13 protein-coding genes are annotated in these 12,922 nt (G+C 73.9%); 7 read left to right on the forward strand and 6 right to left on the reverse strand.

The genetic code is table 11. From position 1 onward, the window contains the following. Positions 1 to 15: 15 nt before the first annotated feature. Complete coding sequence (locus JOD48_RS00190; protein ID WP_204806598.1) at positions 16 to 1,227, reverse strand: MFS transporter; 1,212 nt, start codon at positions 1,225 to 1,227, stop codon at positions 16 to 18. A gap of 159 nt (positions 1,228 to 1,386) precedes the next feature. On the opposite strand from JOD48_RS00190, the gene JOD48_RS00195 reads away from it, so the two are divergent. The 3 genes from JOD48_RS00195 to JOD48_RS00205 all read left to right on the forward strand — a co-directional run bounded on the left by JOD48_RS00195 (position 1,387) and on the right by JOD48_RS00205 (position 4,149). Next, entirely contained in the window at positions 1,387 to 1,869 is a 483-nt protein-coding gene (locus JOD48_RS00195; RefSeq protein ID WP_191791127.1) for a MarR family winged helix-turn-helix transcriptional regulator, read from the forward strand. A gap of 73 nt (positions 1,870 to 1,942) precedes the next feature. Further along, positions 1,943 to 3,130: an RDD family protein gene (locus JOD48_RS00200; RefSeq protein WP_204806600.1), complete on the forward strand. Its 1,188-nt coding sequence runs from the start codon at positions 1,943 to 1,945 to the stop codon at positions 3,128 to 3,130. Positions 3,131 to 3,177: 47 nt separating this feature from the next. Further along, positions 3,178 to 4,149, forward strand: a complete 972-nt coding sequence (locus JOD48_RS00205; RefSeq protein ID WP_204806602.1) for an FUSC family protein — start codon at positions 3,178 to 3,180, stop codon at positions 4,147 to 4,149. A 29-nt stretch (positions 4,150 to 4,178) separates the two neighbouring features. Here JOD48_RS00205 and JOD48_RS00210 read toward each other — a convergent pair whose 3' ends face one another. Next, the gene (locus JOD48_RS00210; protein WP_204806605.1) at positions 4,179 to 5,087 is read right to left on the reverse strand and encodes a UbiA family prenyltransferase; all 909 of its coding nucleotides are present in this window, start codon (positions 5,085 to 5,087) and stop codon (positions 4,179 to 4,181) included. 49 nt (positions 5,088 to 5,136) lie between these two features. On the opposite strand from JOD48_RS00210, the gene JOD48_RS00215 reads away from it, so the two are divergent. The 4 genes from JOD48_RS00215 (at position 5,137) to JOD48_RS00230 (ending at position 8,340) form a co-directional block, all read left to right on the forward strand. Then, positions 5,137 to 6,279: a type III polyketide synthase gene (locus tag JOD48_RS00215; protein ID WP_204806607.1), complete on the forward strand. Its 1,143-nt coding sequence runs from the start codon at positions 5,137 to 5,139 to the stop codon at positions 6,277 to 6,279. Further along, entirely contained in the window at positions 6,279 to 6,827 is a 549-nt protein-coding gene (locus tag JOD48_RS00220; RefSeq protein ID WP_191791132.1) for an isoprenylcysteine carboxyl methyltransferase family protein, read from the forward strand. Before JOD48_RS00215 ends, JOD48_RS00220 begins: the two co-directional genes overlap by 1 nt. Further along, positions 6,824 to 7,993, forward strand: a complete 1,170-nt coding sequence (locus tag JOD48_RS00225; RefSeq protein WP_204806610.1) for an NAD(P)/FAD-dependent oxidoreductase — start codon at positions 6,824 to 6,826, stop codon at positions 7,991 to 7,993. The genes JOD48_RS00220 and JOD48_RS00225 overlap by 4 nt, the downstream gene beginning before the upstream one ends. 191 nt (positions 7,994 to 8,184) lie before the next feature. After that, a complete protein-coding gene (locus JOD48_RS00230) occupies positions 8,185 to 8,340 on the forward strand; it encodes a hypothetical protein (protein ID WP_168210015.1) in 156 nt (51 codons plus the stop codon). 18 nt (positions 8,341 to 8,358) lie between these two features. Here the strand turns inward: JOD48_RS00230 and JOD48_RS00235 are convergent, their stop codons facing one another. The 4 genes from JOD48_RS00235 to JOD48_RS00250 all read right to left on the reverse strand — a co-directional run bounded on the left by JOD48_RS00235 (position 8,359) and on the right by JOD48_RS00250 (position 12,882). Next, positions 8,359 to 8,730 (reverse strand): cupin domain-containing protein, encoded by a 372-nt coding sequence (locus JOD48_RS00235; protein WP_204806613.1) that lies wholly within the window; start codon positions 8,728 to 8,730, stop codon positions 8,359 to 8,361. Between the two features lie 134 nt (positions 8,731 to 8,864). Next, positions 8,865 to 9,116 (reverse strand): helix-turn-helix domain-containing protein, encoded by a 252-nt coding sequence (locus tag JOD48_RS00240; RefSeq protein WP_191791135.1) that lies wholly within the window; start codon positions 9,114 to 9,116, stop codon positions 8,865 to 8,867. Between the two features lie 153 nt (positions 9,117 to 9,269). Further along, complete coding sequence (locus JOD48_RS00245) at positions 9,270 to 11,594, reverse strand: glycoside hydrolase family 3 N-terminal domain-containing protein (protein WP_204806615.1); 2,325 nt, start codon at positions 11,592 to 11,594, stop codon at positions 9,270 to 9,272. A gap of 112 nt (positions 11,595 to 11,706) precedes the next feature. Then, positions 11,707 to 12,882, reverse strand: a complete 1,176-nt coding sequence (locus JOD48_RS00250; RefSeq protein ID WP_191791137.1) for a glycoside hydrolase family 1 protein — start codon at positions 12,880 to 12,882, stop codon at positions 11,707 to 11,709. Between the last annotated feature and the right edge of the window lie 40 nt (positions 12,883 to 12,922).

The following is a 12,922-nucleotide window of genomic DNA, read 5'->3' on the forward strand; positions in this document are numbered from 1 at the left end:
AGGGTGGTAGGTGAGTCAGTGCGCCGCGACGGGGACGGGCGGCACAGGCGGCACGGGCGGCACGGCAGGCACCGCGCGCCGCTCCTGGAGCGTCGCGACGCCGAGCGCCACGACCGCGAGCAGCGTCAGCGCGGCGCCCGCCCACAGGGGCGAGGTGAAGCCGAGCCCGGCCGCGATGGTCAGGCCGCCGATCCACGCGCCCAGCGCGTTGCCCACGTTGAACGCAGCGATGTTGGCGCCCGACGCCATGGTCGGGGCGGCCTGGGCGTGGCCCATGATGCGCATCTGGAGGCCGGGCACGGTCGCGAACCCGAACGCCCCCATGAGGAACAGCGAGACCAGGGTCATGACCTGGCTCGTCGCGGTGAGCGCGAAGACCGCGAGGACCACGGTCAGCGCGCCGAGGATCGCGAGCAGGCTCGCGGTCAGGAAGCGGTCCGCGGCCTTGCCGCCCAGGTAGTTGCCGACGAACAGCCCCACGCCGAACAGGACCAGCAGCCACGGCACGCTCGTGGTCGCGAACCCGCCGACCTCGGTGACCGTGAACGCGATGTAGGTGAACGCGCCGAACATGCCGCCGAACCCGAGCACGGTCACGAGGATGGACCACCAGACCTGCGGGGTGCGGAAGGCCGCGAGCTCGGTCCGCAGGGACGGGGTGAGCGAGGTGAGGGACGCCCGGCGCGTGGCCGGCACGAGCAGCACGATCCCGACGAGCGCGACCACGCCGATGGCCGTGATGGCCCAGAACGTCGAGCGCCAGCCGTACTGCTGGCCCAGGAACGTTCCGAACGGTACGCCCAGGACGTTGGCGGTCGTGAGGCCCGCGAACATCGTCGCGATGGCGCCCGCCCGCTTGGCCGGGGCGACCATGTCCGCGGCGACGACCGCGCCGATACCGAAGAACGCGCCGTGGCACAGCGCCGCGAGGATGCGGCCGGCGAGCAGCAGCTCGTAGGTGGGGGCGAGGGCGGAGAGCAGGTTCCCGGCGATGAACAGGATCATGAGGCTGCCGAGGACCGTCTTGCGGTCGAGGCGGATCACGGCGGCCGTGAGACCGATCGCGCCGACCGCGACCGCGAGCGCGTAGCCCGAGATGAGGTAGCCGGCGACGGCCTCGGTCACGCCGAGCTCGGTGGCGATCTCCGGCAGGAGACCCATGATGACGAACTCGGTGAGCCCGATCCCGAAGCCCCCGGCGGCGAGGGCGAGAAGACCCAGCGGCATGCGCTGCTCCTTGTCTGTGTCTGGCACCTCGCGCAACAGCGTGTGTGCAACAACCGGCGCGTGCAGTAGTTGCAGGCGCCTCCTAAATAGTTGCACGCGCCGGTAGTTCACACAAGCGGTATAGTTGAGAGCGACGTCACGACAGCACAGGAGGCACGCATGGGCATCGGGGACGACGCAGTCGAGATCCGTTCGCAGGGCTGGCGCACGCTCGCCGCGCTGCACGGTATCCTCGACGCCGCGCTCGAACGCGCGCTCCAGGCCGACCACGGCCTCTCGGTCGTCGAGTACACCGTGCTCGACGCGCTCTCGCGCCAGGACGGCTGGCACATGCGCATGCAGCAGCTCGCGCGCGCCGCGGCCCTGAGCAGCAGCGCCACGACGCGCCTCGTCAACCGCCTCGAGGACCGCGGCCTCCTCACACGCATCCTGTGCCAGGACGACCGCCGCGGCATCTACACCGAGCTCACCCCGCAGGGCGAACAGCTCCTGCGCCAGGCCCGGCCCACGCACGACGCGGCCCTCGAGCAGGCGCTGACCGAGGCCTGCCAGGTCGAGGAGCTCGCGCCCCTCGTCGCGGCGCTGCACGAGCTGCCCGCCGAGGCGTCGGCGAGCGCGGCCCCCGTGGGCGCGACGGCCTGAGAGCCGCTGCGCTTCGGCCGCCCCCACGAGGGGGCCGGCTGACAACCCGCACCGAATCTGGGACCCTCGTCCCATGGGGGACCCTGCGACGACGCCTGCACCGCACGACGGTGACCATCACGAGCCTGTCCCGGTAGCGGTCGGGGCCTCGGCCGCCGCCCCCGCCTACGGCTTCGCCGAGCCCGCCGCGCACCCCGCGACCGCCCTCCCTCCCGGCCGTGCCCCCTCCCTCCCGGACCTCACCGACCTCGACGACGCCCCGCTCTTCGGCCCGTACGCGAGCTGGTTGCGTCGCGTCGGGGCGTTCCTGCTCGACAACTCGATCCTGGCCGGGCTCATGTTCGTGGTCGTCGGCCCGGGGGTCGCGCCGAGCGCGCTCCCCGGTCTGGACAACAACGGCAGCACGGGCAGCCCGTTCGAGGGCGTGACCTGGTCCGAGAGCGCGTGGATGATCGGCGCGGTGCTCGCGATGACCTTGCTCCAGGCGTACACGGGAGCGACGCCCGGCAAGCGAGCCGTGGGGATCGTCGTCGTCGACCGGGACTCCGGCCGCCCGGTCGGCTTCCTCACCACCGTCCTGCGCTGGCTCGCGCACCTCCTCGACGCGCTGTGCTTCGTCGGATACCTGCGCCCGCTGTGGGACGAGCAGCACCGCACGTTCGCGGACGGCCTGCTGTCGACGGTCGTCGTGAGGTCGGTCGCGCCCGAGCCCCACACGTCGTTCGCGCCGTTCGTCCGACAGGACCGCAGGGGGTCGAGAGTCGTCACCGGGGCGGCGACCGTCCTGTGCGTGGCCGGGCTGCTGTACGCCTACGGCCCCACCACGACCAGCGGCGGAGGGTCGGTGTCGGTGGCCTGCACGACGTGGGAGCACGAGGACCGCCCCGACCCGGCCCGGCTCGGCGAGGCGTCGTTCAGCAGCACGACGGCGTCCGGCACGATCAGCCGCCTGGGGGTGACGCACCCCTACACGGCCGGCAGCCCAGGGTCGGAGGTCACGCTCACCTGGTACGGCGACCTCCCGGCGGGCGCGGCAGTCTCGCTCGAGGCCGTCCTCACGGGCCCGGACGGAGCCCAGCAGCTGTACGCGACCCCGCTCGACACGGGCTACACCGGCCTCGGCGCCGATCCCACGAGCCCCGGCGTGATCGAGCTCCCCGCGGACGCCCTCGGAGACGGCGGACCCGGGTGGACCTGGGCCGCCCAGATGCGCGTCGACGGCGTCGCGACCCCGAGCTGCGGCGCCGACCTCCCGTACTGAGCCGTCCCGCCGAGCCGAATCCCCCGGGCCGACCTAGCGTGTGATCCATGAGCCCCCGCAAGGTCGGTCTGGTCCTGCTGCTCGTCGCGCCCATGGTCGCGCTCATGCTCTCGCCATGGAAGCACGACGGCACGCTCGTCTACCTCGGCATGCTCCCGGCGGGCGTGGGCCTGCTCGTGGGGCGGGGCGCCGCGCTCGTCGCGGGGCCGCTCACGGCCCTGTGCATGGCGGTCGGCGTCTCGCTGAGCGACTGGCCGCTCGCAGGGGCCGTCTACATGACGGTCCTGGGCGCGTGCGTGGGCTTCTCCGCGGTCAGGGGCTGGCACGGGATCGGCAGTTTCGTGGGACCCCAGACGGCGTTCGCGCTCATCGGCGGCCCGCTCGTCGCGCTCCCCTCGGGCACCGTGAGCCCCTCGACGTCGCTCGGCGCCCTCGCGGCCATGGCCGGGTGGGTCGCGTTCGGCGGCCTGTGGACGGCGCTGATCGGTGGAGTCCTCACGCGTGGCATGCGTCTGCCCGGCCCCCACCCCGTGCCCGAGCGGACCGCGACCTACTTCGGCCTGGCGCTCGCGGTCCTGGCGGGCGTCGCGACCTACGTCGCGATGGGCTGGGTCGACTCGCCCAACGCGTGGTGGCTGCTGCTCACGCTGTTCGTGGTCGTCCAGCCGTACTTCGCGGCGACGCTCTCACGGACCGCGGCCAGGGTCGGCGGCACGGTCGCCGGCGCGGTGCTCGCGGGGGTCGTGGCGCACCTCTTGAGCGGGTCCCCGGCCGTGCTGTCGCTCGTGGCGCTCGTCCTGACGGGGGCCGCGGGGTGGGCGTACCTCAAGCAGCCGTACTGGGTCTTCACGCTCTTCCTGACCCCGGCGGTGATCCTGCAGACGTCGGGCGGCGAGGACGTGGTGCTCGTGGCCGACCTCGAACGCGCCCTGTTCACCGTCGCCGCGGCGGTGGTCGCGGTCGCGGTGCTCGCGGTGGGTCACCGCCTCCTCGCGTCGCGCACGCGCGCCCCGGCCTGACCGGCCGCCCAGAGGCCCGACGACGCCGCTCACCCCGGCAGCGCGACGTCCGGTCCCGCCAGCACCAGCAGCACCGCGCACACCGCCGCGACGGCCATGCTGAGCGCGAAGGGCAGCCGGCTCGCGGTCCGCCGCACGGCCACCACGCCCGCGGACACCGCGAGGGCCACCGCGACGGCCCCACCCACCCAGGCCGCGACGCTCGGCGGCCCGGGCGGGCCCAGCACCACGACCGCGACGGCCGCGACGAGCACGGTCGGGGCCAGCACGCTCGCCCGCGTCCGGCCGAGCCGGTGCGGCAGCCCGCGGATGCCGGTGGCGCGGTCGTCCTCGAGGTCGGGCAGGGTGTTGGCGACGTGGGCCCCGACGCCGAGCAGCGCGGTCGCGGTCATGGCCCAGGGGGCGGCGGCGCGGCCGGGGCCCGCGAGCACGACGAACAGCGGGAGCAGACCGAACGACACCGCGTAGGGCGCCCAGGACCACACGGTCGACTTGAGCCACGCGTTGTAGGACCACGCGCTCGCGACGGCCACGAGGTGCACCAGCCCTGCGACGATCCCGGTCGCGAGCGACAGCACCACGCACAGCCCTGCGGCGACCAGCGCGGCGGCGTGCACCTGCCGGGTCGTGACGAGGCCCGCGACGACGGGCTTGTCGGTGCGCTGCACCGCGACGTCGCGCCGGGCGTCGAGCCAGTCGTTGGACCACCCGACCGAGAGCTGACCGGTGAGGACCGCGGCCGTGACGAGCGCCGTCGGGCCGGGGCCCGAGCCCACGCCTGCCGCGAAGAAGCCCGCGAGAACCGTGACCACGACCGTGGGGCCCGCATGGCTCGCGAGAGCGAGCCCCCACGCCGTCGCCAGGGCCGTCTCCCTCGTCGTCCTCGTCACCGCACCGCCGTCTCTGCCGTCCCCGCCGTCGTGGAGGTCCTCGACCATCCGACGCTAGCAACGCGCGGCCTGCGCGTCGCCGTGACACGATGCGGGAATGTCGCGGTTGCTCGCGGTCGGACCGGCACTGCCGGGCGTCGCACATCCCCAGAGCGAGATCACGGACACGATCGGGCCCCTGCTGACCCCGTCGCCCGCCAAGCGCGCCGTCCTCCGGCGGCTGCACGAGGCGAGCGGGGTGCGGACCCGCCACACGGCCCTGGCCCTCGACGAGTACGCCGGGCTCACGTCGTTCGGGGTCGCGAACGACCACTTCATCCGCGTCGGCACGGACCTCGCCGAAAAGGCGTGCCGCACCGCGCTCGATGCCGCGGGGGTCGCGCCGGAGGAGGTCGACTTCCTGCTCTTCACCTCGGTGACCGGGATCGCGGCGCCCTCGATCGACGCACAGCTCGTGACGCGCCTGGGTCTGCGGACCGACGTCAAGCGGCTGCCGTCGTTCGGGCTGGGCTGCGTCGCGGGAGCCGCGGGCATCGCGCGCGTGCACGACTACCTGGCCGGGCACCCGCAGGACGTGGCCCTGCTGGTCTCGGTCGAGCTGTGCTCGTTGACGCTCCAGCACGGCGACGACTCCATGGCGAACCTCGTCTCGACGGGCCTGTTCGGCGACGGCGCGGCCGCGGTCGTGATGGTCGGCGACGCGCACCCGGCGGGCCTCGCGCCAGGGCTGCCCGACGGCGCCCCCCGCGGCGTCGAGGTCGTCGACACGCGCAGCCGCCTGTACCCCGAGACCGCCGACCATCTCGGCTGGACGATCCGCGACAGCGGGTTCGGGATCGTGCTGTCCGCGGGCCTGCCCGAGGTCATCGCGGCGCACCTCGCGGGCGACGTGAAGTCGCTGCTCGCCGAGCACGACCTCGTGACCGAGGACGTCGGGACGTGGGTCGTGCACGCGGGCGGGCCGCGCATCCTCGACGTCGTGCGCGACTCCCTGAGCCTCGACGAGGCCGACCTGCGGCTCAGCCGGGAGTCGCTCGCCGCCGTCGGGAACCTGTCCTCGTCGTCGGTGCTGCACGTGCTCGCCGCCACGCTCGCGGGACGCGGGCAGACCCCGCCCGCGCGGCGCCCCCCGACGCCGCGCGCCACGGGCCCGCAGCACGGGGTCCTCATGGCGTTCGGCCCGGGCGTGAGCGCCGAGCTCGTGCTGCTGCGCCTGCCCGCGTCGCCGCTGGAGGGTTGATGCTCGTCTTCTTCTACGTCGTGGTCGGGGCGACCGCGCTCGAACGGCTCGCCGAGCTCGTGGTCTCGGCGCGCAACGCGAGGTGGTCGTTCGAGCGCGGCGGCATCGAGACCGGGCGAGGCCACTTCCCCGCGATGGTCGCCCTGCACACGGGCCTGCTCGTCGCGTGCGTCGTGGAGGTCAACGTCGCGGACCGGCCGTTCATCCCGTGGGTCGGGTGGCCCGCGTTCGTGCTCGTGGTCGCGAGCCAAGCGCTGCGCTGGTGGTGCATCAGCTCGCTCGGGCCCCGGTGGAACACGCGCGTGATCGTGGTCCCCGGGCTGCCGTGGGTCGACCGCGGTCCCTACCGCTGGATCGCGCAGCACCCCGGTCAGCGCTGGTTCCGGCACCCCAACTACGTCGCCGTGGTCGTCGAGGGGTTCGCCCTGCCGCTCGTCCACTCGTGCTGGACGACCGCGCTCGTCTTCACTGTCCTCAACGCCGTGCTGCTGCTGCGGTTCCGGCTCCCGGCCGAGGAGCGCGCGCTCGACGCGCTCCCCCGCACGTGACCGACACCGACGTCCTGGTCGTGGGCGGCGGGCCGGTCGGGCTGGCCGCCGCGATCGAGGCGCGGCTCGCGGGGTACGACGTCGTCGTGGTCGAACCGCGCACAGGTCCTGTGGACAAGGCGTGCGGCGAGGGCCTCATGCCGGGCGCGCTGCGGGCGCTCCAGGCCCTCGACGTCGATCCTGACGGCCACGTGCTTCGCGGCATCAGCTACCGCGACGCGCACCGGCACGCCGACCACCTCTTCACGGCGGGGCAGGGCCGGGGCGTGCGGCGGACCACGCTGCACGCCGCGCTCGCCGAGCGCGCGGCCGCGCTCGGGGCCGCGACCGTGACCGGCCGGGTCGAGCGGATCGACCAGACCGACGCCGAGGTGTCGGCCGCGGGGATCAGCGCCCGCTGGCTGCTCGGCTGCGACGGGCTGCACTCGACCGTGCGGCACCTCGCCGGGCTCGAGATCGGGGCCGACGCGCCAGCGCACGAGTCGCTCCTGGCACGCAGCCGCCACGGCGCCGAGGGCACCGACGTCGCGGCGGACCCGGGCGTGGACGTGGCGCCGCACGCCGCACGCATCCCCACCGAGCTCGGCGGCACCGCACCGCCCGTACGCCCCGGCCCGGACCCGCGGCGCCGCTTCGGCCTGCGCCGCCACTTCCGCGTGCCCGCGTGGACGGACCTGGTCGAGGTCCACTGGGGCGACCACGTCGAGGCGTACGTGACGCCCGTGGCGCCGGACGTCGTCGGGATCGCGATGCTGGGGCCCACCGGGACGCACTTCGACGACGCCCTCGCGGGCTTCGACGAGCTGCGCGAGCACCTGCGGGACGCCGAACCGCTGGGCCCGGTGCGCGGCGCGGGGCCCCTGCGCCAACGCTCCCGACGGCGCAGCACCGGCCGGGTGCGCCTCGTCGGGGACGCGTCGGGGTACGTGGACGCCCTGACGGGCGAAGGGCTGCGGGTCGGGCTCGCGCAGGCGAGCGCCGCCGTCGGGCACCTGGACGACGCGGACGCCTACGAGCGCGACTGGTCGCGCGTCACGCGCGACTACCGCGTGCTGACCTCCGGCCTCGTCGCGTGGGCGACCTCGCCCGCGCGCCGGGCGATCGTGCCGCTCGCGGCGCACGCCCCCTGGCTCTACGGGAGGGTCGTGGAACGGCTCGCTCGCTGACCCGCTGGACGGCGCCGTGAGAACTTCTCGGACCCGTATCCGCGGACCGTCGCCAGGGGCTACGATCAGCGACGGCGACGCGAGCCCCTGCCCGCGTCGCCACCCCAGCGAGACAACGCCCCTGACCGGCCGTCGGCCGGTCAGGGGCGTTTGCGACGGCCGTGCTCTACCCGCAAGAACCGAGGATCGCGATGCCGCACCGCCGATGGAAAGAACAGCGCCTGTGCCCGCAGTGCCAGGACGTGGTCCTGGTCGAGATGCGCTTCGTCGCACTGCCCTCCGCCCCGGGCGAGGACGTCACGATGGAGGCTGTCGGCACCGACGACGCGGGTCACGAGTTCCACTGACACCGCCGCGGCGACGGGTCAGGAAGTGGCCCCGAGCCCACCCTCTTCTCGTTCGCCCGACCGCAGGCCCGCGGCCGTCTCCTTGAGCTCGACGAAGATCGCGTGCGTGGGCGTCGTCCCGGTGTTCTCCCCGACGTGCACCTGGTCCGGCAGCCAGCGCGTCTCCCCCGGCCCCAGCACGACCTCCATGACCCGGTCGCCCGACGAGATGCGCCGTTCGAAGCCGCTCAGCGTGTACATCACGCTGTCGGGATGATGGTGCGGGTGCGTGCGCGTGCCCGGCTGGTCCTCGTACTCCAGCACCCGGACCCGTTCGTTCTCGAAGACCACGCGGTAGTGGTCGGGATCCGTGACCGTCGGGTCGTCCGGCTCCTGCTGTTCCTGTCCCATGCTCGCCTCGGAACCTCGTGGCCCGTCGTCGTCGACCGGCCCGTCCCTCGAGCATCCCACCACCTGTCCGGCGCGCACCTCGGGTGCGCGTCCGCACGCCCGAGGGCGCGCCGGCGTCTGGCCCGGGGTCCGGCCTAGGAGATGCCGCGGTCCCGCGCCCAGCGCAGGATGTCGGCCCGGTTCGAGACGCCGACCTTGCGGTAGATGCTGCGCAGCTGGGACTTGACCGTGTTCCGCGTGACGAACAGGATCGCCGCGAGCTGCTCCAGGGTCATGTCCTCGGTGAGGTGCGTGAGGACCACGAGCTCACGGCGGGAGAGCACGACCTCCTCCTGCACCTCGTCGGGTGGGGGTGACTCCGCGGACGTTCGCTCCGTGATGGACATGGTTCCTCCGTCAGTGGCCGCCGCACGTCGCCCACGTTTGTGATCCGGTCTGTTCTTGGCTCCTGTAGATGAGACCGGATGGAAACGGATCCATGACGCGAGTTCCCGGGTGGCCTCTGGCCGAGTCGCCGGGCACCGCGGAGGGCCCTGCGGTCAGCCCACCCGGAACTCCGCCCCGAGCAGGTCGGACCGGCGCGAGCTCGGCCCCACGAGCAGCTCGAAGTCGCCGGGCTCGACGACCCGGTTCCCGGCCGCGTCGACGAGCGTGCAGTCGGCGACGGGCACCTCGACCCGCACCACCGCGGACTCCCCCGGCGCGAGCGGCACGCGACGGAACGTCTTGAGCTCGCGGTCGGCCCACGTGACCGACGTGACCCGGTCGTGGACGTAGACCTGCACGGTCTCGACCGTGGGCCGCTCCCCCGTGTTGGTGACGCGCACGCTCGCGCGCACGACGTCGTCGGGCCCGAACGTCCCGTCCTCGCCCGTGCCCGGCTCGACCTCCAGGTCCGCGTACCCGACCGTCGTGTAGGAGAGCCCCTCGCCGAAGACGTAGGGCGGGGTCTGGCTCATGTCGGCGTAGCGCGTGCCGTGCTGGCCGCGCACCTGGTGGTAGAACACGGGCTGCTGGCCCGCGTGCGCCGCGTAAGACAGCGGGAGCCTCCCGGTCGGTTCGACGAGGCCCAGCAGGAGCTCGGCCACGGCCCGCCCGCCGCGCATGCCCGGGTTCGCGGCATGGACCAGCGCGGCGGCGCGGCGCACGACCGGGGGCAGGACGTGCGGCTTGGACGCCACGAGCACGACCACGACCGGCGTGCCCGTCTCGACGAGGCGTTCCAGGAGCTCGACCTGACCGCCCTGGAGCTCGAGCGTCGCGGTCGAGCAGCCCTCGCCCGTGAGGGCGATGGTGTCGCCGACCACGGCGACCACGACGTCGGCCGCGCGGGCGTCGCGCACGGCCGGGTCGAGCAGCTCGGGGCGCGTGGGCGCGGAGACCAGGACCGGCGGGCGCGGCTGCCCGTCGGGGAACGTCGCGCCGTCCGGGTCCGGGGCCAGCACCTCGACGTCCGCTCCGCGCGCGTGCGTCACGGTCCAGTCCGCCGGCACGACCGCGCGCATCCCGTCGAGCACGGTCTCGACGAGCTCGCGCGGGTGCCCGTCGCGGATCCAGCTCACCTGGCCCGAGGCCCCGGCCCAGTCGCCGAGCTGCGAGTGCGGGTCGTCCGCGTTCGGACCGACGACCGCGACCGTCCACGGGCGGTCGGTCGGCAGGGCGCGGGCAGCGGCACCCGGCCCGACGGCGAGGCCGCCCGCGAGCGGCAGGGTCCCGTCGTTCTCGAGCAGCACGAGCGAGCGCCGCGCGACCTCCAGGTTCACGGCGGCGTGCGCGGACGAACCGACGTCGCTCACGAGCCGCGCGTCGTCGGGTCCGCGGGGGTCCTCGAACAGGCCGAGCCCGACCTTGAGCGTGAGGATGCGACGCACCGCGTCGTCGATCTGCTCCTCGCGCAGCCGCCCGTCGCCCAGGGCCTCGAGCGCGCCCTCGAGGAACCCGGGGGTCGCCATGACGACGTCGTTGCCCGCGTCGACCGCGACGGCCGAGGCCGCCGCGTGGTCGGGGCTGACGTGCTGCTCCCAGACCATGCGGCCCACGTTGTCCCAGTCCGTCACGAGCGTCCCGGTGAAGCCCCACTCCTGCTTGAGCACCCCGTCGAGCAGCCAGCGGCTCGCGGTGATGGGCACGCCGTCGATCGCCTGGTAGCCGATCATCACGGTCGCGCAGCCCTCGCGGACGACACGCTCGAACGGCGGCAGGAACCAGGACCGCAGCTTGCGCGGGCTGAGGTCGGCCTCGCTCGCGTCGCGCCCGCCCTGGGTCTCGGAGTACCCCGCGAAGTGCTTCGCGGTGGCGAGCACCGCCGTCGGGTCCGACAGGCCCGAACCCTGGTATCCGCGCACGATCGCGGCCCCCAGCTCGCCGATGAGGAACGGGTCCTCTCCGAACGTCTCGCCCACGCGCCCCCAGCGCAGGTCGCGCGTCGCGCACAGCACCGGGGAGAACGTCCAGTGCAGCCCGGTCGCCGAGGCCTCGACCGCGGTCACGCGGCCGACCTGCTCGACCAGGTCGGCGTCCCAGGTCGCGGCCATGCCGAGCTGGGTCGGGAACACCGTCGCGCCCGGGAAGAACGCGTGGCCGTGGATCGCGTCGTCGGCCACGAGGAGCGGGATGCCCAGGCGCGTGCCGCGCGCGAGCTCGATCGCCTCGGTCACGCGCGCCGGGGAGGCGTGCAGGATCGAGCCGGCCAGGCGCACCCGGACGATCTCGTCGAGGTCGTCCATGGCGTTGAGCTGGAGCATCTGGCCGACCTTCTCCGCGAGGGTCATCCGCCCCAGCAGGTCCTCGACGCGCTCGGCCGCGGGCAACGAGGGGTCGAGGTAGGCGGGCTGCGCTGCGGTGGGGGTGGTGCCGGTGCTCATGGTTCTCCTCGTGGGGGTGACGGGCGCGCCCCCGCCCGCCGGGGTGCGGGCGGGTCGGGGGCGCGGGGTCGGCCGGCTCACGCGCGGGTGGCGCGCGTCGGACGTCGGGTGGTCAGCGGACGGTCAGCCCGTTGGCCTTCGCGACCTCGCCCAGCCAGTACGCGGACGGCTTGGGCGTGCGCACGAACGTCTCGCGGTCGACCGCGATCAGCCCGAACGTGGGGCGGAACCCGGAGGCCCACTCGTAGTTGTCGAGCAGGCTCCAGTGCAGGTAGCCCTCGACCTGGACGCCGTCGGCGATCGCGGCGTGCAGGCCCGCGAGCGCGCCCTCGGTGTAGTCGATGCGGCGCGCGTCGTCTGCCGTGGCCATGCCGTTCTCGGTCACGAACACCGGCACGCCGCCGGTGAGCTCCCACGCGGAACGCACGCCCTCCTCGAGGGCCTTGGGGTAGAACTCCCAGCCCGTGAGCGTGGTCTCGACACCCTCGGGGACCTGGCGCGGCCCGTCGGGGCCGATGATGGTGCGCGTGTAGGCCTGGACGCCCACCCAGTCGTCGCCCTTGGCTGCCTCGAGGTACCAGTCGTCGCGCTGGTAGCCGTACTCGCGGGCGACGTCCTCGCAGCCGGGCTCGGCCTGGAACGCCTGGGTCGCGACGGTCCAGCCGGACTTCACGCCGTCGACCCCGGACAGGACCTCGCGCGAGCGGTGGTGGCACTCGAGCAGGGTGTCGGCGACCTGCAGGTCGGGGTCCGGCAGCCCGTACGCGACGAGGTTCGCGGGGTCCTCGCCGCCCGCGATCATCGCGGCGATGTTGGGCTCGTTGATCGTGCAGACCCACTTGACGTCGTCGCCCAGGATCGGGAGCGCGAGCTCGGTGAAGCGCGCGAAGCGGTCGGCGGCCTTCGGGTTGCGCCACATGCCGTCGTTCGCGAACCAGCGCGGCACCGTGAAGTGCATGAGCGTGACCATGGGCTCGATGCCCAGCTCGAGCGCGGTGTCGACCATGCGGCGGTAGTGGTCGATCTCGGCGCGGGAGACGAAGCCCTCCTCGGGCTCGATGCGGCTCCACTCGATCGAGAAGCGGTACGTGTCGAGGCCGAAGCTCTTGAGCAGCTCCATGTCCTCGCGGTAGCGGTGGTAGCTGTCCATGGCGTCGCCGCTGGGCTCGACGATCGTGGTCCCGGCGGCGTGCTCGCGCGGCCACCAGTCGTTGTTGACGTTGTTGCCCTCGATCTGGTGCGCGGCGGTCGCGGCGCCCCAGCGGAAGCCCTCGGGGAAGTGCAGCACGGTGGTGTTCCTTCGTTCGATGGTTCGGTCGGTCTGTCTG

This window comes from Oerskovia paurometabola (assembly GCF_016907365.1).
GTDB classification, from domain to species: Bacteria; Actinomycetota; Actinomycetes; order Actinomycetales; family Cellulomonadaceae; genus Oerskovia; species Oerskovia paurometabola.

Coding starts and splice junctions, on each gene's coding strand:
- JOD48_RS00190 (WP_204806598.1), bottom strand. CDS start 1,227: ATGCCGCTGGGTCTTCTCGCCCTCGCCGCCGGGGGCTTCGGGATCGGG.
- JOD48_RS00195 (WP_191791127.1), top strand. CDS start 1,387: ATGGGCATCGGGGACGACGCAGTCGAGATCCGTTCGCAGGGCTGGCGC.
- JOD48_RS00200 (WP_204806600.1), top strand. CDS start 1,943: ATGGGGGACCCTGCGACGACGCCTGCACCGCACGACGGTGACCATCAC.
- JOD48_RS00205 (WP_204806602.1), top strand. CDS start 3,178: ATGAGCCCCCGCAAGGTCGGTCTGGTCCTGCTGCTCGTCGCGCCCATG.
- JOD48_RS00210 (WP_204806605.1), bottom strand. CDS start 5,087: ATGGTCGAGGACCTCCACGACGGCGGGGACGGCAGAGACGGCGGTGCG.
- JOD48_RS00215 (WP_204806607.1), top strand. CDS start 5,137: ATGTCGCGGTTGCTCGCGGTCGGACCGGCACTGCCGGGCGTCGCACAT.
- JOD48_RS00220 (WP_191791132.1), top strand. CDS start 6,279: ATGCTCGTCTTCTTCTACGTCGTGGTCGGGGCGACCGCGCTCGAACGG.
- JOD48_RS00230 (WP_168210015.1), top strand. CDS start 8,185: ATGCCGCACCGCCGATGGAAAGAACAGCGCCTGTGCCCGCAGTGCCAG.
- JOD48_RS00235 (WP_204806613.1), bottom strand. CDS start 8,730: ATGGGACAGGAACAGCAGGAGCCGGACGACCCGACGGTCACGGATCCC.
- JOD48_RS00240 (WP_191791135.1), bottom strand. CDS start 9,116: ATGTCCATCACGGAGCGAACGTCCGCGGAGTCACCCCCACCCGACGAG.
- JOD48_RS00245 (WP_204806615.1), bottom strand. CDS start 11,594: ATGAGCACCGGCACCACCCCCACCGCAGCGCAGCCCGCCTACCTCGAC.